Annotated in this window: 19 protein-coding genes; 5 read left to right on the forward strand and 14 right to left on the reverse strand. The window is 35.1% G+C overall.

All coding sequences use genetic code 11. The annotated features are described in order from the left end of the window. Positions 1–5: 5 nt before the first annotated feature. From vraR to map, 5 genes are all read right to left on the reverse strand, one after another. Entirely contained in the window at positions 6–635 is a 630-nt protein-coding gene (vraR, locus tag C1H58_RS10560; RefSeq protein ID WP_050330550.1) for a response regulator transcription factor VraR, read from the reverse strand. Next, positions 625–1,668, reverse strand: a complete 1,044-nt coding sequence (vraS, locus tag C1H58_RS10565; protein WP_165546141.1) for a sensor histidine kinase VraS — start codon at positions 1,666–1,668, stop codon at positions 625–627. The genes vraR and vraS overlap by 11 nt, the downstream gene beginning before the upstream one ends. Further along, on the reverse strand, positions 1,665–2,366 hold the full coding sequence (vraT, locus tag C1H58_RS10570) for a cell wall-active antibiotics response protein VraT (RefSeq protein WP_050330548.1): 702 nt from the start codon (positions 2,364–2,366) through the stop codon (positions 1,665–1,667). The genes vraS and vraT overlap by 4 nt, the downstream gene beginning before the upstream one ends. A gap of 12 nt (positions 2,367–2,378) precedes the next feature. Next, positions 2,379–2,768, reverse strand: coding sequence for a hypothetical protein (locus C1H58_RS10575; RefSeq protein WP_050345422.1), 390 nt, complete (start codon positions 2,766–2,768; stop codon positions 2,379–2,381). A gap of 97 nt (positions 2,769–2,865) precedes the next feature. After that, entirely contained in the window at positions 2,866–3,627 is a 762-nt protein-coding gene (gene map, locus C1H58_RS10580) for a type I methionyl aminopeptidase (protein ID WP_165546142.1), read from the reverse strand. 97 nt (positions 3,628–3,724) lie between these two features. On the opposite strand from map, the gene C1H58_RS10585 reads away from it, so the two are divergent. Continuing rightward, on the forward strand, positions 3,725–4,723 hold the full coding sequence (locus tag C1H58_RS10585; RefSeq protein ID WP_050345421.1) for an FUSC family protein: 999 nt from the start codon (positions 3,725–3,727) through the stop codon (positions 4,721–4,723). Positions 4,724–4,816: 93 nt separating this feature from the next. Here C1H58_RS10585 and gatD read toward each other — a convergent pair whose 3' ends face one another. Both gatD and murT read right to left on the reverse strand, forming a co-directional pair. Continuing rightward, positions 4,817–5,539: a lipid II isoglutaminyl synthase subunit GatD gene (gene gatD, locus C1H58_RS10590; RefSeq protein WP_050345420.1), complete on the reverse strand. Its 723-nt coding sequence runs from the start codon at positions 5,537–5,539 to the stop codon at positions 4,817–4,819. Further along, a complete protein-coding gene (gene murT, locus C1H58_RS10595; RefSeq protein WP_165546143.1) occupies positions 5,532–6,851 on the reverse strand; it encodes a lipid II isoglutaminyl synthase subunit MurT in 1,320 nt (439 codons plus the stop codon). Before murT ends, gatD begins: the two co-directional genes overlap by 8 nt. A gap of 194 nt (positions 6,852–7,045) precedes the next feature. On the opposite strand from murT, the gene C1H58_RS10600 reads away from it, so the two are divergent. Next, the gene (locus C1H58_RS10600) at positions 7,046–7,549 is read left to right on the forward strand and encodes a ferritin (RefSeq protein ID WP_016425518.1); all 504 of its coding nucleotides are present in this window, start codon (positions 7,046–7,048) and stop codon (positions 7,547–7,549) included. A 228-nt stretch (positions 7,550–7,777) separates the two neighbouring features. After that, positions 7,778–8,338, forward strand: coding sequence for a 3'-5' exonuclease (locus C1H58_RS10605; protein ID WP_050330542.1), 561 nt, complete (start codon positions 7,778–7,780; stop codon positions 8,336–8,338). On the opposite strand, the gene dinB is transcribed toward C1H58_RS10605, so the two are convergent. Then, positions 8,333–9,403 carry a DNA polymerase IV gene (dinB, locus tag C1H58_RS10610; RefSeq protein WP_165546144.1) on the reverse strand — a complete coding sequence of 357 codons (1,071 nt, stop codon included), beginning with the start codon at positions 9,401–9,403 and terminating at the stop codon, positions 8,333–8,335. The two genes, C1H58_RS10605 and dinB, sit on opposite strands and share 6 nt — an antisense overlap. A gap of 289 nt (positions 9,404–9,692) precedes the next feature. On the opposite strand from dinB, the gene C1H58_RS10615 reads away from it, so the two are divergent. Continuing rightward, positions 9,693–10,046, forward strand: coding sequence for an SdpI family protein (locus tag C1H58_RS10615; RefSeq protein ID WP_165546145.1), 354 nt, complete (start codon positions 9,693–9,695; stop codon positions 10,044–10,046). Positions 10,047–10,218: 172 nt separating this feature from the next. On the opposite strand, the gene C1H58_RS10620 is transcribed toward C1H58_RS10615, so the two are convergent. From C1H58_RS10620 to gatC, 6 genes are all read right to left on the reverse strand, one after another. Next, positions 10,219–10,773: a metalloprotease family protein gene (locus C1H58_RS10620; RefSeq protein ID WP_165546146.1), complete on the reverse strand. Its 555-nt coding sequence runs from the start codon at positions 10,771–10,773 to the stop codon at positions 10,219–10,221. Positions 10,774–10,848: 75 nt separating this feature from the next. Then, a complete protein-coding gene (rlmD, locus tag C1H58_RS10625; protein ID WP_165546147.1) occupies positions 10,849–12,210 on the reverse strand; it encodes a 23S rRNA (uracil(1939)-C(5))-methyltransferase RlmD in 1,362 nt (453 codons plus the stop codon). 154 nt (positions 12,211–12,364) lie between these two features. Further along, a complete protein-coding gene (locus tag C1H58_RS10630) occupies positions 12,365–13,297 on the reverse strand; it encodes a diacylglycerol kinase (protein WP_016425524.1) in 933 nt (310 codons plus the stop codon). A gap of 717 nt (positions 13,298–14,014) precedes the next feature. Then, positions 14,015–15,442: an Asp-tRNA(Asn)/Glu-tRNA(Gln) amidotransferase subunit GatB gene (gene gatB, locus C1H58_RS10640; RefSeq protein WP_165546149.1), complete on the reverse strand. Its 1,428-nt coding sequence runs from the start codon at positions 15,440–15,442 to the stop codon at positions 14,015–14,017. 13 nt (positions 15,443–15,455) lie between these two features. Beyond that, positions 15,456–16,916: an Asp-tRNA(Asn)/Glu-tRNA(Gln) amidotransferase subunit GatA gene (gene gatA, locus C1H58_RS10645; RefSeq protein WP_016425527.1), complete on the reverse strand. Its 1,461-nt coding sequence runs from the start codon at positions 16,914–16,916 to the stop codon at positions 15,456–15,458. A 2-nt stretch (positions 16,917–16,918) separates the two neighbouring features. Beyond that, the gene (gene gatC, locus C1H58_RS10650; protein ID WP_050345415.1) at positions 16,919–17,221 is read right to left on the reverse strand and encodes an Asp-tRNA(Asn)/Glu-tRNA(Gln) amidotransferase subunit GatC; all 303 of its coding nucleotides are present in this window, start codon (positions 17,219–17,221) and stop codon (positions 16,919–16,921) included. 357 nt (positions 17,222–17,578) lie between these two features. On the opposite strand from gatC, the gene putP reads away from it, so the two are divergent. Further along, positions 17,579–19,132 carry a sodium/proline symporter PutP gene (putP, locus tag C1H58_RS10655; RefSeq protein ID WP_060829670.1) on the forward strand — a complete coding sequence of 518 codons (1,554 nt, stop codon included), beginning with the start codon at positions 17,579–17,581 and terminating at the stop codon, positions 19,130–19,132. The last annotated feature ends 160 nt before the right edge of the window (positions 19,133–19,292 follow it).

The raw sequence follows: 19,292 nt of genomic DNA on the forward strand, positions 1-19,292 counted from the left end.
CTATATTATTCAATTAATCCATGTTGAAAAGCATAAATCACTGCTTGCGTGCGATCTTGTACTTCTAATTTACTTAAAATATTACTCACGTGCGTTTTCACTGTTTTAATCGTAATATGAGAAGCGCTTGCGATTTCTTGGTTTGAATATCCTTTTGATATCAATAATAGTATTTCCATTTCACGCTCAGTCAATAACTCATATAATTCCGCTCTTTGTTTCATACGATTTCGCATTTTCACAAGTACTTCTGCTTCAAATACAGACTCGCCTTGACTCGTTTTTCGTATCGCTTCCGCAATATCACTTGCACTTGTCGTTTTAAGAATATAACTATCGACACCTGCATCTAGGGCACGATAGACTTCTTTATCCTCAATATAACTTGTGAGCATGACCACTTTAATGTGTGGTAAATCTTTTTTGATTTGTGTTGTCGCTTCAACACCATCCATGTCTGTCATCACAAGGTCCATTAAAATTAAATCCGGGTGAAGTTCATGTGCTTTTTGAATAGCCTCATTCCCTGAAGCTCCTTCCCCTACAACTTCAATATCCGGTTGCGTGGATAAATAGCTAGATATTCCAATTCTAACCATTTCATGATCATCTACAAATAACACTTTAATTGTCATTATGTACCTCCTTATCAAGTGGTGCCTTTACTTCTATTCTCGTCCCAGCGTCTGGCAATGAAACGATATGAAATGTTGCCCCGATTTCTATTGCACGTTCACGCATATTTTTAAGTCCATAGCTTTGCTCTAATTTGTCATCTACATTAAAACCGATACCGTCATCTTGAATACGCAGTAATAAATAGTCTTCACGATTGAGCAATTCGACAGTAACTTGTTTTCCTTTAGCATGACGCAATGTATTAGAGATTGCTTCTTGAGTGATTCGAAATAAGTGGTCTTCTATCCCTTTAGGCACTTCAAATTCGTCAATTTCTTGTACAACTTTCATTGGAACTTTTCTTTGTAGATCTGTAACTAATGATTTAATACCTTCACCTAACGAGCGGTCTTTAAGTCCTATCGGTCTCAAATGTAACAATAACGCCCGCATCTCCAACTGAGAATCTTGAACCATTTTTTCTAAAGTTGGAATTTGCTGATCTAGTGGTGGGATTAAATCCGTTTCTTTGATTGCGGATAACATCATACTTGCCGCAAAGAGTTGTTGGGACACACTATCATGTAATTCCCTAGCCAGCCGTTGTCGTTCATCTTCAATAATTTTTTTTACTTTCAAATCGTTCATATTATAAGATTCATTCGTTAAATTTTGAGTTTTAATACGCATTTTATGAAGTTCTTGATTTAAAGGGACAAGGGCCTGATACAGTTCAATCGTCTCATTATATAATTCGATATGTTGGTCATTTATACCTACTGTTTCCCCTTCAAATGCACGTTCAATTTGTTGCTTCAACCAATCATTTTGTTGATTGATTTTATAGGCAAGTACGCTACCCACAATAATACAGAGAAAGATAACAATTAAATTTAAAAAGATAAATACGGGAATCCCAAAAATCTGGGTATAAAACATACCTTGAAAATAAATGATATTAGTAAAAACCTTATCAATAAAGAAAAAAGCAGTAAACATACTGTAGACTAAAATCAACATTGAGCCTATGGCACGAACGTAATGGTTCATCGATAAACCACCTCAACATCACCTATAAATGTTGAGACGAAAATATTAACGGTATAATTTTCAGCTTTATGTTGTGAGGTTAACTGAATGTTGTCATTTTCGATTTTACATTGTTGACGGTCGAGCGTCACTTTACCATAAAATGCAGAAACATTTAATTTTACATTATAATTTAAAGGTACAATGACTTGTACTTTACCTACAATATGACGAATGACAACATGGTTTTGCATCTTCAAATTGGCCGCTTTCGTCATGTCTATTACAATATCACCCATGCCATGTTGAATTTGCAAATCTTCCCATTTATACACATAAACTGGTGTTTTTTGGTCACCAAACCATTTTTGTTTAATAAAACTATGTTTTTCAGTCGTATCATCCGTAGATAATATTTCTAAAGGTTTACGTTTATAAATAATATAACGTACCGCTACGATGATAATAAAAATAAATAAAATAATCAGCGTGTATTTATTGGACAGTAATGTAAATAAAATCATTAACGTCCCAATCCAAAAACAGAGTAATCCACGCACTTTATGAAAATAAATATAACCGACATACATTAAAATACTACCGAGTAATAACACGAATAAAAAGCCGATTTTTTCAAAAAAGATATAGTAAAAATTGGCTATAATCATAAGAGCAGTAAATATAATGAGCAACTCGGTCGAAATATATTTTTGTGTCATATTTCCACCTTTCTAGTATGCACGTAACAATAATTGAAGTAAATCGCATTCCCTCTTTACGTAATTTTTATCTTCATTCAACTGTTGGTAAAATGCTTCTAATTGCGCATACTCTTTTTCAATTTCGTTCAAATCATCTTTAATTGTATTGATATCAACGCCATAAATATTTTTTGCACAATGAATATGATGTTGATCCATCAGATCGATATATTTATTTTCTAATTCAATTGTTCTTCTGTCAATCATCAACTGTAACTGTACTTTTTTATGTTGCATATAATACAAAGCTTGGTCGATATCATGTATTTTCAAATCTAAGTGGTTTAAATATTGATTGAATACTTGATGATAAAGTTCATAAAAAAATCTTTCAAAATAGGCTCTTAATAGTTGTACCATAATCAAATCACCTCATATGTTACCCCTATTATAAAATGGTCCTGCGCCTTAAGGAATAGGCTACAGAACCATTTCTATTTAAGACTTAAGTCTCAATCTATTCAGCATCGATGCTTTTTGTTGTTAATACCGGTCCATCTTTTGTGACAATCACCGTATGTTCAATTTGCGCAACAAAACTTTTATCTTTAGTTTCAAATGCCCATTCATTTTTACCTTCTGTAACATAAGTTGCATTTGAAGAAATAAAAGGTTCGACTGCAAGTACCATACCTTCTTTGAGTAACGTTTTTTCTTGAGGATCAAAATAGTTTAAAACATGTGCAGGTGCTTCATGTAAAGATTCACCTACACCATGACCTGTTAAGTTTTTAATAACTTTCAAATCATTTTTACGCGCTGTCGCATGAACAGCTTTCCCGATTTGACTCAACTTTGCGCCTGGTTTCACTTTTTTCATGGCAGCATCAAACGCTTCTTGAGCGACTTCACATACTTTATGTTTAATTTCTTGATCTGTCTCGCCTACGACAAATGAAATACCTGTGTCTGCATAATAACCATTTTTCAGTGCAGATACATCAATATTCACAAGATCTCCTTCGCGAATCACACGTTTGCTTGGAATTCCATGTGCGACTTCTTCATTCACGCTAATACAAGTTTGACCAGGAAAATTTTCATCATGAATCGGTGCAGAAATCGCACCTGAAGCTTCAAACATTTCTTTCGCAATATTATCTAGCTCTTTTGTTGTAATGCCTGGTTTTGTTGCTGCTTTCATAGTATCTCTAATATTTGCGCAGATTGCACCAATTTCTTTTAAAGCTTGTAATTCTTCATCAGTTTTTACTATCATTTTTATCCCGTTCCTTTTAAAAATTTATACAGTCCTTATTATAACAAAAAATTTTTGATATACTAATAATGAACTATGGAACAGGAGATTTTGAATTATGAAGGATAAATGGTACAAAAATTTAGTAGGTGCCCGCACACTTAAAACCGGCTTAGCCACTTTTTTAACTGCATTGTTTTGCTTATCACTGAATCTTAACCCCATTTTCGCTATTTTATCAGCAGTTGTGACAATAGAACCCACCGTTAAGGCTTCCATTCGAAAAGGCTATAAGAGGCTTCCAGCCACAGTAATGGGCGCATTTATCGCTGTCGTCTGTACTTATTTTTTGGGCGATGATTCCGCATTTACATATGGATTAACTGCGACACTTACCATTTTATTATGTATCAGATTTAATTTACATGTGGGAATTACCGTTGCCACTTTAACCGCATTAGCGATGATTCCAGATATTCACGACAATTATACATTCAACTTTTTTTCTCGCTTACTTACTGCAATTATAGGCTTAGTCACGGCTGGATTGGTCAACTTTGTGATTATGCCTCCCAAATATTACAATCAAATTGATGCCTTAATCGAAAAATCTGAAAGAGAAATATATCATTTATTTGATGAACGGATGAAGGAACTTATGTTAGGTTTATTTCAATCCGATAAAAGTGATAAAGCAGTCGAAGCACTTCATGTGTTAAACACCCGTATTGAAGAACTTTTAGGTTATCAACGTGATGAGTTGAAATATCATAAAGAAAGAAATCACTCTGAAGAATGGTTGCGTCTTCGTAAATTAACCAACCGGGCACATGAAAATCGACTAATGATTACCCATTTATCCAACATCATCTATTTACCAAAAGATGCGATGATGTTATTTAGTCATGATGAAAAAATCGCTATTATTTCAATTTCTCAACGCATTGATCAAATTTTCAAATGCGGAACGTTTATGCCAGAAAGAAAGGCGGCTACAACACTTAAAAATTCAGTTAAAAGTTTAAATGACTTTGATCAAAACCAAGTTAAAAGTCATACCATTTATGAGATATTGTTGATATATCGTCTTCTTCTTTTGAGATACAGGGTAAAATAACTAAGACAACAAACGTTAGATAGTCTAACAATAAAAGCGTGAGATAGTAGAACTCAGAAAGTTCTTATCCCACGCTTTTATTGTTTATCAAACTTATTTTTGTTTTCGTGTACGGTCAATTAATACTTGTTTAGCTTGTTCTTCTTCAGCATTATCAATATGAAGGGGTTCAAAAGGAATACCTTTTCGTTCTGCAGCAGCTTTCAATAAATAGTCCGTCATTTCATGGTTCTTTGGTAAAATTGGACCATGTAAATAAGTTCCTAACAAATTTTTATAATGTAGACCTTCTTTTTTGTCTGTATCATTATTACCATAACCATAGGTCACAGTCCCTAGCGCATCATATTGATGATACGTCCGTCCACCATGATTTTCAAAACCTACAATCGTACCAAAAGTCTCACTTTCGATTACAATGTCCCCTGTCAATCGCTCTTGATTCGCCTCTGTATAAAAATCAAGAATGTGTAAACCTTCGAGTACTTCACCGCTTGGTGTAATATATTTTTCTCCTAAAAATTGATATCCACCACAAACTGTCAATCCTGGCATTCCATCTTCAATGGCTGTCTTCAACTCTGTTTTTATTTTACGCAATGACTCAGTCGCTAAGCTTTGTTCTCGGTCACTGCCACCTCCGATAAAAAACAGGTCCGCTTTTGATAAATCAATATCACTTGTATCGTTGATATCTACGACATGAAGTTGAATATTTCTTTGTTTTGCTCGATATTTGAGCGCCATAATATTACCAATATCACTATATAAATTTAATTTATCTGGCATAAAATGATAAACCGTTAACTCATGCATTAGGCTCATCCTCCTCAAACGAGCGATTTAATTGTTCAAGCATTGGTGCTAAAGACGTGTAGTTTGGAATCGCAACTGTAAAACTATCATAATTCATAGTTATTGCTGTAGCTTTATAGATATCTTTTTCAAGAATAATTGGAACATTTACTTCCGCGATTTTTAAGCGTAATTGTAATTCTTCCGCTCTTGCCCCTGTCACAATAATCGCTTCTATTTCTTGCTCGCTTAACTTTTCAAAATCGGCGTCATAAATCCATGATGTATCTTTACCATCTGCCGCAAAATCATTTAAGCTGATTACATATACTTTAGATTCATTTAATTTCTCTCCCATCGCAATGGAAGCATTCATACCAGCAGGGTTTTTAGCTAAATTAATGAGCGCTTTTTTTGTACCTCTTTCGAAATACTGCATTCGACCATTATCAGACGTATATGTTTCAAAACCTTTTTTAATAGCTTCATTATCTAAACCAAGCTCTTTTAAAACTGTATAGGCCGCTAACGCATTATACGCGTTAAAATCCCCAGCTATTTTCATATCAAATGTCGCATCATTGACATTCATTTTAATAAAAGGATCAATTGTAAATGATTTCACTTCGTATTTTGGGTTTTGGCGATTGAAACCGCATCGACATGTATAATGACCCAACTGATTATAATGAATATGGGAATAGTTTAAAAGCGCCCCACAATTCGGACAGTAACGACTTTCATTCATCGTAGACTGTTCAAACGTATACGCATGTGCTTTCATTCCGTAATAAGTGACGTGATCACTCGCAATTTTCAAGCGACTGACGAACGGGTCATCTGCATTTAATAACAGATGAATACCTTTACCTTGAATCGCTGAAATAATACCATTCACCATAATGTCAATTTCTCCAAAACGATCCATTTGATCTCTGAAAAAATTAGTAAAAACCATTTTCGTTGGCGTCATTTCCTTTAAAACACGAGGTATTGAACCTTCGTCAATCTCTATAATTGCAATTTTTGTTTGATTTGAAGATTGAACAATGAAAGCTGAAGTGATACCAGCTGCCATGTTTGCTCCTTCATTATTGTGAATAATTTCAATGTTATTCGCTCTTAATGTATGACCGATTAAATTAGAGGTCGTCGTTTTACCATTTGTGCCACTCACAAATACAACTTCATCAACACGACCTGCTAATTTACGTAAAATATCTTTATCAATTTTTCTCGCAACTTGACCTGGCAAATCTGTCCCTTTTCGGCCTGTTGCACGACTTGCTTTTCTGGCAAGTTTTGCCATATGAATTGCTGTCCATTGTCTCATAGCACTTTCTCCTCCAATTTACTTAAAACATTATACCATGACGCGCGATTTTACAAAATAAATTAAACGATGAAGATTAACGCCCCTATTTTTAGGATATATTTATAGTCAGCCAGTCGAATTGCATTTTTGCATCAATGGGTTAAAAAAGGTAAAATGTCTGTGGGGCACAATCTTACAATGGGGTGACTTTTATGTTAAATCAAAAATTACTAGATGCTTTAAATCAACAAATGAATCATGAATATTTTGCAGCTCATGCGTATATGGCTATGGCTGCATATTGTGACTATCATTCTTATGAGGGCTTTGCAAATTTCTATATAGAACAAGCTAAAGAAGAACGTTTTCACGGTCAAAAAATTTATGATTACATCAATGACCGTGGTGAAAAAGCTGTATTCAGTGACTTGAATGCACCTAAAGTTGACTTTAATTCTATACTTGAAACGTTTGAAGATGGACTCAAACAAGAACAACATGTCACAAAACATTTTTATGAACTCTCTGAAATCGCACGTGAAGAAAAAGATTATGCCACAATTTCATTTTTAAACTGGTTCTTAGATGAACAAGTTGAAGAAGAAGCGATGTTTGAAACGCATATCGATTATTTAAAACGTATTGGCGATGATGCAAATACCCTTTACCTATACGAAAAAGAATTAGCTTCACGTCGATTTAACGACCAAGCATAATTGAAATAAGAATCAGTTATATTCAGCAAAGTCGGTTGCTGTTAAACAACGATTTATATTTTTATCATGCGAAACTTTTAAATTTAAATGAGACATCCATCTCTACGCTATTGTTTTGATGGATGTCTTATTTATATTCATCATGCAATCTATCATTATGAAAATTATTTTTATGATTTCTTAGATTATGTTAATATTTATATATCTTTTTTAACGGAGTTGAATGACATGGCGAGTAATGCCTTTGTAGCACTCGATTTTGAAACTGCCAATTATAAAAGAACAAGCATTTGTTCAGTGGGTATGGTCAAAGTGATTGATAATCAGCTGACTGAAACATTTTACACATTAGTCAATCCGAAAGATTACTTCTCACCGCAAAATATTAGAATACATGGTATTCATCAAAGCGATGTACAAGATGCACCTGATTTTGCGTATGTGTATCCTTATATGTTGCAATTTATAGATAATTTACCTGTTGTCGCGCACAATGCTGCATTTGATATGTCTGTATTGCATGCTAGCATTCAAGCTGCAAATATGCAAACGCCTCCAATGACTTACTTTTGTTCTTATCAATTATCAAAACGTACTGTTGCTTCCAAAAGACACGGTCTTAAACATATGATGTCACATTTTAAATTGGATTTTCATGGTCACCATGACGCTTTAAATGATGCTAAAGCATGTGCCATGATTACTTATCGCCTTTTAAAACACTATCCAAGTTTAGAAAATGTGCTTCAAATTTACGGTAAGCAACTGACCGATAAAGATTCATTATAAATAATCATAAATGGTCATATTTCGAAAAAACGCATCTTGCAAACTACCGACTGTAACCCCGATTAATCGAATCGGCGTATCTGCTTCTTTAAGCTCATAATAAAGTTCGTAAGCCACTTGATAAATGTCTTCCGCTTCCCTGACCGGTGTATTTAAACTTCGCTGTTTGGAATAATTTTCAAAGCGGTCCGTCTTAATTTTCACTGTCACAGTTCGTCCCGCTTGATTCAATTTTTCCAGTCGCTCGGCAATTTTATCACACAGCATTTCAATTTTTTGTAATATCTCTTCGTCATCATTCGTATCGATTGAAAAAGTACGTTCTGCCCCCACACTTTTCCGAATCCGCTCTGATTTAACACTTCTCTGATCACGCCCCCGTACACGCTCATAAAGATGTTGGCCTTTCTTTCCAAAAAGTTGCACAAGCTCTCTTTCTGATTTTTGATATAAATCTTTTCCAGTAAAAATGTCATGTTGTTGCATCTTCGCTTTTGATGCCTTCCCTACACCTGGAAAATCACCGATATCTAACCCCATTAAAATATCATGTACATTGTCATAATCAATGACTGTGAGTCCATTGGGTTTATTCATCCCACTGGCTAATTTGGCAAGAAACTTATTATATGAGACACCTGCGCTTGAAGTCAGCTTCGTTTTCTCATAAATGTCTCGCCGTATAAATTGAGCGATACGAGATGCAGGAAGGTCGGGTCGTACTAAATCAGTAATGTCTAAAAAAGCCTCATCTAAAGACAAAGGTTCCACTTGATCTGTATAACTTTTAAATATATCCATAATTTGTTGAGAAACTTCTCGATACACTTCATATCTCGGCGTAACATAATAACCATCCGGGCATAACTGGTGGGCTCTCGCCATAGGCATGGCTGAATGTACACCAAAAGCTCTAGCTTCATAAGATGCTGTAGAAACCACACCCCGACCACTTGCCTTTCCACCCACAATAACAGGCTTTCCTCGTAATTTCGGATGGTCACGTACTTCCACTTGTGCAAAAAAGAAATCCATATCAATATGAATAATACGACGCTCACCCATATAACACCCTCCTCTCATCCATCGCTTTCCTTCACATACTTTAATTTAAACGGATAGGTTGGTTTTGTTCTATCAATTTGACTGGCTCTTTAAATCTAACTCGTGAAAATCGCGCTCTATTTACTTAGACAAATATGATTATAGCTACATCAAAACATTTAATATTGAAAAACAAATTAAAACCAATCGCCCAATTACCAAAAATAATTATGCTATAAGTTGCTAAAAAATACTATAATAAGAGAGATTAGCAACTATACAGCCTACCTAACAAAGGAGATGAAAACCTATGTTATTAACAGTCATCAATTTGATTTATATACTCGTTATAAAATTAATACACTTTGCGCTAAAAAATCATATTGGTGATCAACCCAACCTATGGATTGGTTTTAGAACGCCTACGACATTAAAATCGAAAGAAATTTGGCTATTTGCTCAGCGCCAATTTTTAAAGGATTTTCTCAAGATCAATATAATTTCACTCATTATCGGCATCGGTTGGTTGATTTATGATTTGCTTCACTTTATTCAAGAAACATCAATCATCATACAAGCTTTTGTCATTATCTTCATCACTTTTATCATCGTTATCACCACAGAGATTAAAGTACGAAAATTTGCTAAGACACAGCAAAAATAAATACCTAATTAGCTTCGGAATTCCCGTGGATAATGATGTTAGACCCATTGACTTTATAACTCATTTCATAATAAAAATCGACTACACTTTAATGAACGGTGCACTGTGACATGCCATTCGTTTTAGTGTGGTCGATTGTTGATCTTCACATGTGCATTTATCATTGAAGATTTTAATCATTCATTTTATTTGTATAGTGCGTTGGCTTCTGTTGATATAATATTAATCCGTCTTCTGTCATTTCAAAATACTGTGCTTTTTTATCTTTCAACGCGATAAAAACAAGGTAAAAAGAAATTAAACAATAACCCATGTAAATCGCAAAAACAAATATAACAGATGTATAAGGCAGGTTGATGAAAATAACAAATAACAATAAACAAATTAAAACGGATGGCAGTAACATTACCGTTAAAAACGTAATTCGATTAAAGAAATACTTAGGCAAAAATGTTAAAAGTACACCGTTTTTCAGTTGATAGGAACGTGATTGCTCATTTGAAATCATCTTCAAAAGTAATGTTTTCATCCCCTCATGAAAACAAACGATAACCAAAAAACCTAAAATACCGATAATTATATTTGTAAAAAAGCGTTGTTCTTGAATTGTAGTGACAATCATCGCCCATTTATAACTCAATACAATAAAAGCTAACACAACTATAACCTGAAGCAATAAGAAGCGCTTCATCACTTGCCTATTATGAAAAAGGTCAATTCTATACATGCATTCACCCTCTTATGATGTATCTGTTATCTCTATTATAACTTACAATTGTATACAGTTGTAGCGACTAAAGCCCTATTTTCTTTCTAAAAGTGCCACAGTTTCAACATGTGTTGTATGAGGAAACATATCTACTGGCGTTATCTCTTTTAATTCATATTGATCGGTGAGACTTTCGATATCTCTTAACTGCGTACTTGGATTACAAGAGACATATACAATGCGTTGAGGTGCAAGTTGATTCAAAGTCTGAATAAATGTTTCGTCACAGCCTTTACGAGGGGGATCGACGGTAACAACATCGGGTTGAATACCTTCTTTCTGCCACTTCAAGATAACATCTTCAGCAGCACCCGCAACAAATGTCGTATTAGAAATATGATTTTTTTGTGCGTTTCGTTGCGCATCTTCAATCGCTTCAGGTACCACCTCTACCCCATACACATGTTTCGCATGCGGCGCCATAAATAAGCCAATTGTCCCTATGCCACAATATGCATCTAGCACCGTTTCACGACCTGTTAACTTAGCATATTCGAGTGCTTTCGCGTATAACTTTTGTGTTTGTGTGACATTAATTTGATAGAATGACAAATCTCCAATTTCAAAAGTAAGCTGTTCCAATTGATCTTCAATGATTTCTTGACCATAGATTGTACGAGATGTTTTTCCCATAATCACGTTGGATCGATCATGTTGAAAGTTCAACTTGATACTTTTTATATTTTTAAATTTTTGTGTTAATGCCGCTACAATTTCATCTTGATATGGAAGTTTCGTCCCATTTATCACAAAGATAACCATAATCTCTTGTGTATAATAGCCTTTTCTAACAACTAAATGACGGACTAAGCCTTTATGTTGTTGTTCATCATAAGGCGCGATGTGATATTTTTTCAATAAATCCTTCACCATATTCATCATTTCATTTTGATCATCATATTGAATGAGACACTGTTCCATATCAATAATTTGATGACTGCGTTGACGATAAAATCCCATTTCGACTTCATTATGACGCCCTGTACCTACAGGAATTTGTGACTTATTACGATAATGCCAAGGGTGCTCCATTCCAACTGTAGGATGAATAGGCACATGTGTCATCTTCCCTTTGTGATGGTAAAGATTAATCACTTGTTTTCTTTTCATCTCCAACTGCGCTTCATAAGAAAGATGTTGTAATTGACACCCACCACATTGTTGATAATAGACACAAGGCGGTTCGACACGGTCTTGACTTGGTGATTGAACTTCTATTAACTTCCCTATCGCAAAATTCTTTTTAACTTTAATAACTTTATATTTTATTTTCTCATCGACTAAAGTTTGTGGAATAAATATCGGATAACGTTCCTTTTTAACTACACCATGTCCTTCATGTGTGAGATCCACAACTTCCCCTTCATAAACTTCATTTTTTTTGACTAAACCCATGTTATTCAACTCACTTTTTCGAATTAGAAGTCCTTTTAACCAAAGATAAAGGAGTGGAATCAAATCTAACACTAGATTTAAAATTCCACCCCACGTTGATGTGTTGCTTCATCAAGATAGTATAACACGATACGATGGTGACACTTCATCCAATTTATTCAGACTGCGTTGGTTCGTCAATCAGTAATTCATTGCGATCTTGCCCTGGCGAAAAGACCTCGATATGACGAACTAAGTTTAAAAAGTTCGCAGGTAACTGACCCCCGTACTCACCATCTACATTTAATGGCATATCGCTGAACGAAGAAATATTAATCGACTGTGCCTTATGGTAGTGTACTTTTGGATGTTTAATATGTTCCCCTCTAGAAGCCAAAGTCATAATATGACCGAGTTCAGCTAAATTTGCTTTTTCCACAATTAATAAAGTAAATTTACCGTCATCTAATTTGGCATCCGGCACTAGTTTTTCAAATCCTGCCATTGAATTCGTTAATCCAAGTAGGAACAACATAATTTCACCCTCAAAAACATGTGAATCATATTCAATTCGGACATCAACCGCATGCATCTGTGGCAACATTTCAAATCCTTTAATGTAATATGCAAATGGGCCAACTATTGATTTTAACTTGCTAGGTGCCTCGTACGAAACCTCTGTGATTTTTCCGCCACCCGCTAAATTAATAAAATAGCGACTATTCATTTTTCCAATATCGACTTGAACTGTTTTGCCTTCCAAAATGACATCAACCGCTTCAAATATATCTGTAGGTAAATGGAGCGCTCTTCCAAAGTCATTAACTGTTCCCATAGGAATCAATCCAAGCTTAGGACGTTGTGGCTTTTCGGCAATACCATTCACGACTTCATTTAATGTCCCGTCACCACCTGCAACAACTAACAAATCATAATGCGCATCTATAGCTCGCGCAGCTTCTTCCGTTGCATCGCCTACCCTTTGTGTGGCATAGGCACTTGTTTCATAACCAGCCTGTTCCATTTTAACAAGCACGTCAGGCAAAGCTCGTTTAAACATTTCTTTTCCTGATGTAGGATTATAAATTATTCTCGCGCGTTTTCTCATTTCTATCCCTCAATTTTTCAGTACTCACAACTTATATTATAGTAAACATTGTTGTATTGAAAGCTAAAAACGTCTAAATTTAATCAAATTTATTCAAAGTAGCGACTGCTCCTCTATTGTTCCCATCACAAATAGACATTTAAGGTTGACGTTAAAGGCTTTTGATGCTGTAAATCTAACTATTTCTATGCACTTAAAACATTTGGTATATTATCAACCTTTATTTCAAGATTAATTATTTGAAACTAGTTTATAGTTATGATTTTATTTGATTAAATATAATTAATCATGTATTTTTTGTGTATAAACATTATTTAAGAATTTCTGCAATGAAATGAATATCGGAGGTAACTTAGTGAAAAAGGCGAAGGAAAATTTGTATATTTATATGAGAAGCTTACCTTTTTTAGGACTGATAATTAGCTGTTTCTCACTTATATTGTTTTTCTTTATTTTGAAAGCCGATGGAGATTTTTTTGTCATTTTTACTTATTGTTTAGTACCATTTCTTGTTAATACATCTGTGTATGGGGTATATATGCTTTTTAAAAAGAATCTATAATCTAACGATCGGTTTTTAAAAAGTAGATAGGACATTTATGATTTTAAGACTAAATTTTAGATAATACGTTTGTACTTGAGCAAGTCTTTTTTTAATAGAAAAAACGGGGCTGAGCGTGAAAACCCAGTCCCGTTTGTTATATTGAAATTAAACCCTTATTGCTTTTCTAATTCTTGTTTTAACAATTGGTTTGCTAATTGTGGATTAGCTTGTCCTTTAGATAATTTCATGATTTGACCTACTAAGAAGCCCATCGCTTTTCCTTTTCCGTTTTTAAAGTCTTCAACAGATTGTGGATTACTTGCAATTGCCTCTTGAACAAATTTAAGAATTTCACCTTCATCTGAAATTTGAACAAGCCCTTTATCTTTCATGATTTGCTTAGCATCCCCACCATTTTTAGCTAATTCAGGGAATACTTTTTTCGCAATCTTACTACTCATCGTACCATCTTGAATCAATTTGATCATGCCTGCTAAGTTCGATGGTGTAAGTGCTGTATCTTGTAATTCAATTTGGTTTTTATTTAAATATTCATTAACCCCGCCCATTAACCAGTTTGAAATGAGCTTCACTTCTGCACCTTCAGCCACTGCTTCTTCAAAGAAGTCAGACATTTCTTTTGTTAATGTTAAAACGTGTGCATCGTATTCAGGTAAACCATATTCTTTCACATATTTATCTTTACGTGCATCTGGAAGTTCAGGGATTGAGGCACGAACATGCGCTTTCCAGTCTTCATCAATGTACAATGGCACGATGTCTGGTTCTGGGAAATAACGATAATCATCTGATGCTTCTTTAACACGCATCAAAATTGTTTTACCTGTTGATTCCTCGAAACGACGTGTTTCTTGTAGAATTTCGCCACCATTTAAGAGTTCTTCTTCTTGGCGTTTAACTTCATATTCTAAACCTTTACGAACATTGTTAAATGAATTTAAATTTTTCAATTCGGCTTTTGTACCAAATTTTTCTTGTCCGTAAGGTCGTAGAGAGATGTTCGCATCACAACGTAACGAACCCTCTTCCATTTTACAGTCAGATACACCTGTATATTGAATGATAGAACGTAATTTTTCTAAATAAGCATATGCTTCTTCTGGTGAACGAATATCAGGTTCTGAAACGATTTCAACAAGAGGTGTCCCTTGACGGTTTAGGTCAACAAGTGAGTAGCCGTTTTTATGTGTCGATTTCCCTGCATCTTCTTCCATATGCAATCTTGTAATACCAATACGTTTTGTTTTACCGTTCACTTCAATATCAATATAACCATTTTCTCCAATAGGTTGATCTAATTGAGAGATTTGATAGGCTTTTGGATTGTCTGGGTAAAAATAGTTTTTACGGTCAAACTTAGATTCTGTAGCAATTTCCATATTTAAGGCCATCGCTGCACGCATTGACCAATCCACTGCACGACGGTTAACCGTTGGTAAGACACCAGGATACCCTAAATCGATCACGGTTGTGTTTGTATTTGGCTCAGCACCGTATGCTACTGGTGCATTCGAAAACATTTTTGAGTCTGTTTTCAATTCAACATGGACTTCAAGTCCGATTATTGTTTCAAAATGCATTGATTGCCACTCCTTATAATTTTTGATATTGATCGTGTAAATTAAATTGCGTTTCGTATTGATGTGCCACACGGTAAACTGTTTTTTCATCAAATGGCTTACCAATGATTTGTAAACCGATAGGACGACCATTTTCTGCTAAACCACAAGGTATAGAGATACCAGGTAAACCTGCTAAGTTGACAGGCGTAGTTAACAAATCGTTCGCGTACATTGTCAATGGATCGTTGATTTCAGCTCCGATATCAAATGCGACAGTTGGTGTTGTCGGTCCTAAAATAACATCATAGTCTTCAAATACACTTTCAAAATCTTGTTTGATTAATGTACGGACTTTTTGTGCTTTTTTATAATAGGCATCATAATAGCCTGAACTTAATACATACGTACCTAATAAAATACGACGTTTTACTTCTTGACCGAAACCTTCACTTCTTGAAAGTTTGTATAATTCTTCTAATGTTTGTGCTTCTTTAGAGTGGTAACCGTAACGAATACCATCAAAACGTGCTAAGTTAGATGATGCTTCCGCTGAGGCAATCACATAGTAAGAAGGGATACCATAAGATGTTCTAGGTAATGATACTTCTTCAACAATTGCACCTAAAGATTTAAACGTTTCTGCCGCTTTCAATACCGCTTCTTTGACTTCTGGGTCGACACCTTCGCCAATATATTCTTTAGGTAAACCTATTTTCATTCCTTTAATATCTTGCCCAATTTCTGATGTGAAATCAGTTGATCCATCTGGAGCACTTGTTGAATCCATTTCGTCTTCACCAACAATGGCTTCTAAAACAAGCGCATTATCTTTCACATTTCTTGTAATTGGACCGATTTGGTCTAACGATGAGGCAAATGCGACAAGGCCGTAACGAGAAACACGACCATAAGTAGGTTTCAAACCAACAACACCACAGTAGGCTGCAGGTTGCCGGATAGAACCTCCTGTGTCAGTACCTAATGTGAATGGCACCAAACCAGCTGCGACTGCTGCTGCTGAACCTCCTGAAGAGCCACCAGGTACAGCTTTATGATCGAATGGGTTAACAGTTTTTTTGAAGTAAGACGTTTCTGTAGATCCACCCATAGCAAACTCATCTAAGTTGACTTTACCGATTAACACACCATTTTCATGATGCAACTTTTTCATCACTGTAGACTCATAAATCGGTACAAAACCTTCTAACATTTTACTTGCACAAGTTGTCTCAAGACCTTCTGTGATAATATTGTCTTTGATACCCATTGGAATACCAAACAATTTACCATTGATTTCGCCTTTCGCTTGTAATTCATCTAATTCTTCGGCTTTTTTAATTGCATTTTCTTTATCTAACGCTAAAAATGATTGGATTGTAGGATCAGTTTCTTCGATTGCTTGATAAATATCTTTCACAATTTCTGAAGGCTTAATTTGATTCTCCTTGATCATCTTTTGCAGATTTTCAATAGACTCATAACGGATGCTCATATTTATGCGTCCTCCCCATTCATAACTGCCGGTACTTTAAATTGTCCAGCCTCAACTTCTTTTGCATTACTCAATACTTTTTCTTGTGGCAACCCTTGTCCTGCCACGTCTTCACGTAAAACATTTTGTAGATCTAATACATGATGCGTTGGTTTCACTTCTTCTGTATCGACAGCATCAATTTGATGACAAAAATTTAAAATACCTTCTAATGTTTGCTGCATATCACTTGTTTCTTCTTCAGTCACATTTAAACGCGCAAGATTAGCAATATGTGCAACCTGGTCTTTGGTAATTTCAGCCATGATGATATAGCCTCCTTAAAAATACTCTTTTATCTATAAATTGTACCAAATTCTAAGCTAAAAATCTAAAATATTTCAAAGTTCATTAAAGCATTTACTGGCCTTTAATTTGATTTTTTATCTAAGCTATCCCTCTTTAGCTTTGGTCGGTCAAAATTCAAACGTTTTAATTAGTCGATTCCAAGTCGTCCGCTAAAACTGTTTTATAATGAATAATACAATCGATTCATAATCACCAACTGTTCCCAACATATTTCGAAATTGTTTTTATCTTAAAAAGCGAAATACTGCTGTTCATTCATTTTTTATTCTGTATAATAAACCATATGTCACTTAAATCAAAAGGGGAGGATTCATATGTTTTTAGTTGGTTCTACTTTATCTAGCCAAGTCAATCCAGACTGGCAAACATACATCATGATTATCATCTATTTTGCCATCTTACTTGGCATTGGCTACTACGGATACAAACAAGCAACAAGCAACTTAAGTGAATACATGTTAGGTGGCAGAAATATTGGACCGTGGGTCACAGCATTATCTGCTGGTGCATCCGACATGAGTGGTTGGATGATTATGGGGTTGCCGGGAGAAGTGTACTCAACAGGTTTGTCCGCGTTGTGGCTTGCCATCGGTTTAACTTTAGGTGCTTATATTAACTATTTAGTCGTTGCACCAAGATTACGTGTACACACTGAAATAGCGGGCGATGCGATTACATTGCCAGACTTTTTTAAAAACCGATTAAACGATCAATCCAATTTAATTAAAATTATTTCTGGTTTAATTATTGTTGTTTTCTTTACACTTTATACGCATGCTGGACTTGTTTCAGGAGGAAAGTTATTCGATAGTGCATTTGGCTTAAATTATCATACTGGCCTCGTGCTTATCGCTGTCATTGTCATTCTCTATACTTTCTTTGGTGGTTATCTTGCTGTTTCAATTACAGATTTCTTCCAAGGGGTCATCATGTTAGTGGCAATGGTCATGGTGCCAATTGTCGTCTTACTTAAACTTAACGGATTAGATACTTTTCATTCCATCGCAGAGATGAAACCGACAAACCTCGATTTATTCCGTGGTACAACTTTGATTGGTATTATTTCATTCTTTGCTTGGGGACTAGGTTACTTCGGTCAACCTCATATTCTCGTTCGTTTCATGTCCATCCGTTCGATTAAATTATTCCGTTTCACACGCCGTATCGGTATTAGCTGGATGGCTGTCGGTTTATTAGGTGCCGTATTTGTTGGTTTATTAGGAATCGCATTTGTACCGGCTCAAGGTGTCACAATTAAAGACCCTGAAACTTTGTTCATATTGATGAGCCAAGTCCTCTTCCATCCATTGGTAGGCGGATTCTTGTTAGCCGCTATTTTAGCAGCCATTATGAGTACAATTTCATCACAATTACTCGTTACATCTAGTTCGTTAACAGAGGATTTCTACAAGCTCATTCGTCAGGACAAAGCAGATACAGAAAAGCATGAAAAAGAATTTGTTTTAGTCGGTCGAATCTCAGTAATCATTGTAGCATTAGCTGCTATTGCAATTGCATGGACACCAAATGATACGATTTTAAATTTAGTAGGAAATGCGTGGGCAGGTTTTGGTGCTGCATTTGGTCCTTTAATGATTTTATCTCTTTATTGGAAAGGATTGTCTCGAACAGGCGCAATCAGTGGTATGATTGCTGGTGCACTCACAGTGATATTATGGATTGTCTTTGCACATCCTTATGGAAAGTTCAATGACTTCTTTAATTTATATGAGATCGTTCCAGGTTTTCTAGCAAGTTTAATTGTTACAATACTCGTCTCAAAAGTTACGAAAAAACCAGGTGATTTTGTTGAACAAGACTTAAACGAAGTCAAACGTCAACTTCAAGAAGCGAAAGCACATCAATAACGCTTCATTGCCTCATACACACTATTCATTATATAAAGCATCTGGGAAATAAATCCCAATATAAAGAGGAAGCGCTAAGATGATTATTAAGGTTATATATTTTTAACGGTTGGTGAAATAGTCACTGACCGTTATTTTAATTTTTGATATTAAAAAAGCA

The organism is Staphylococcus sp. 191 (assembly GCF_011174885.1).
GTDB classification, from domain to species: domain Bacteria; phylum Bacillota; class Bacilli; order Staphylococcales; family Staphylococcaceae; genus Staphylococcus; species Staphylococcus coagulans.

Excerpts from the sequence above, each read along its gene's own strand:
- putP (WP_060829670.1), top strand. The coding sequence starts at position 17,579 with ATGTTTTTAGTTGGTTCTACTTTATCTAGCCAAGTCAATCCAGACTGG.
- C1H58_RS10615 (WP_165546145.1), top strand. The coding sequence starts at position 9,693 with ATGTTATTAACAGTCATCAATTTGATTTATATACTCGTTATAAAATTA.
- map (WP_165546142.1), bottom strand. The coding sequence starts at position 3,627 with ATGATAGTAAAAACTGATGAAGAATTACAAGCTTTAAAAGAAATTGGT.
- gatD (WP_050345420.1), bottom strand. The coding sequence starts at position 5,539 with ATGCATGAGTTAACGGTTTATCATTTTATGCCAGATAAATTAAATTTA.
- gatA (WP_016425527.1), bottom strand. The coding sequence starts at position 16,916 with ATGAGCATCCGTTATGAGTCTATTGAAAATCTGCAAAAGATGATCAAG.
- dinB (WP_165546144.1), bottom strand. The coding sequence starts at position 9,403 with ATGGGTGAGCGTCGTATTATTCATATTGATATGGATTTCTTTTTTGCA.
- murT (WP_165546143.1), bottom strand. The coding sequence starts at position 6,851 with ATGAGACAATGGACAGCAATTCATATGGCAAAACTTGCCAGAAAAGCA.
- C1H58_RS10620 (WP_165546146.1), bottom strand. The coding sequence starts at position 10,773 with ATGTATAGAATTGACCTTTTTCATAATAGGCAAGTGATGAAGCGCTTC.
- vraR (WP_050330550.1), bottom strand. The coding sequence starts at position 635 with ATGACAATTAAAGTGTTATTTGTAGATGATCATGAAATGGTTAGAATT.
- vraS (WP_165546141.1), bottom strand. The coding sequence starts at position 1,668 with ATGAACCATTACGTTCGTGCCATAGGCTCAATGTTGATTTTAGTCTAC.
- C1H58_RS10575 (WP_050345422.1), bottom strand. The coding sequence starts at position 2,768 with ATGGTACAACTATTAAGAGCCTATTTTGAAAGATTTTTTTATGAACTT.
- vraT (WP_050330548.1), bottom strand. The coding sequence starts at position 2,366 with ATGACACAAAAATATATTTCGACCGAGTTGCTCATTATATTTACTGCT.
- rlmD (WP_165546147.1), bottom strand. The coding sequence starts at position 12,210 with ATGGGTTTAGTCAAAAAAAATGAAGTTTATGAAGGGGAAGTTGTGGAT.
- gatB (WP_165546149.1), bottom strand. The coding sequence starts at position 15,442 with ATGCATTTTGAAACAATAATCGGACTTGAAGTCCATGTTGAATTGAAA.
- C1H58_RS10630 (WP_016425524.1), bottom strand. The coding sequence starts at position 13,297 with ATGAGAAAACGCGCGAGAATAATTTATAATCCTACATCAGGAAAAGAA.
- C1H58_RS10585 (WP_050345421.1), top strand. The coding sequence starts at position 3,725 with ATGAAGGATAAATGGTACAAAAATTTAGTAGGTGCCCGCACACTTAAA.
- C1H58_RS10600 (WP_016425518.1), top strand. The coding sequence starts at position 7,046 with ATGTTAAATCAAAAATTACTAGATGCTTTAAATCAACAAATGAATCAT.
- gatC (WP_050345415.1), bottom strand. The coding sequence starts at position 17,221 with ATGGCTGAAATTACCAAAGACCAGGTTGCACATATTGCTAATCTTGCG.
- C1H58_RS10605 (WP_050330542.1), top strand. The coding sequence starts at position 7,778 with ATGGCGAGTAATGCCTTTGTAGCACTCGATTTTGAAACTGCCAATTAT.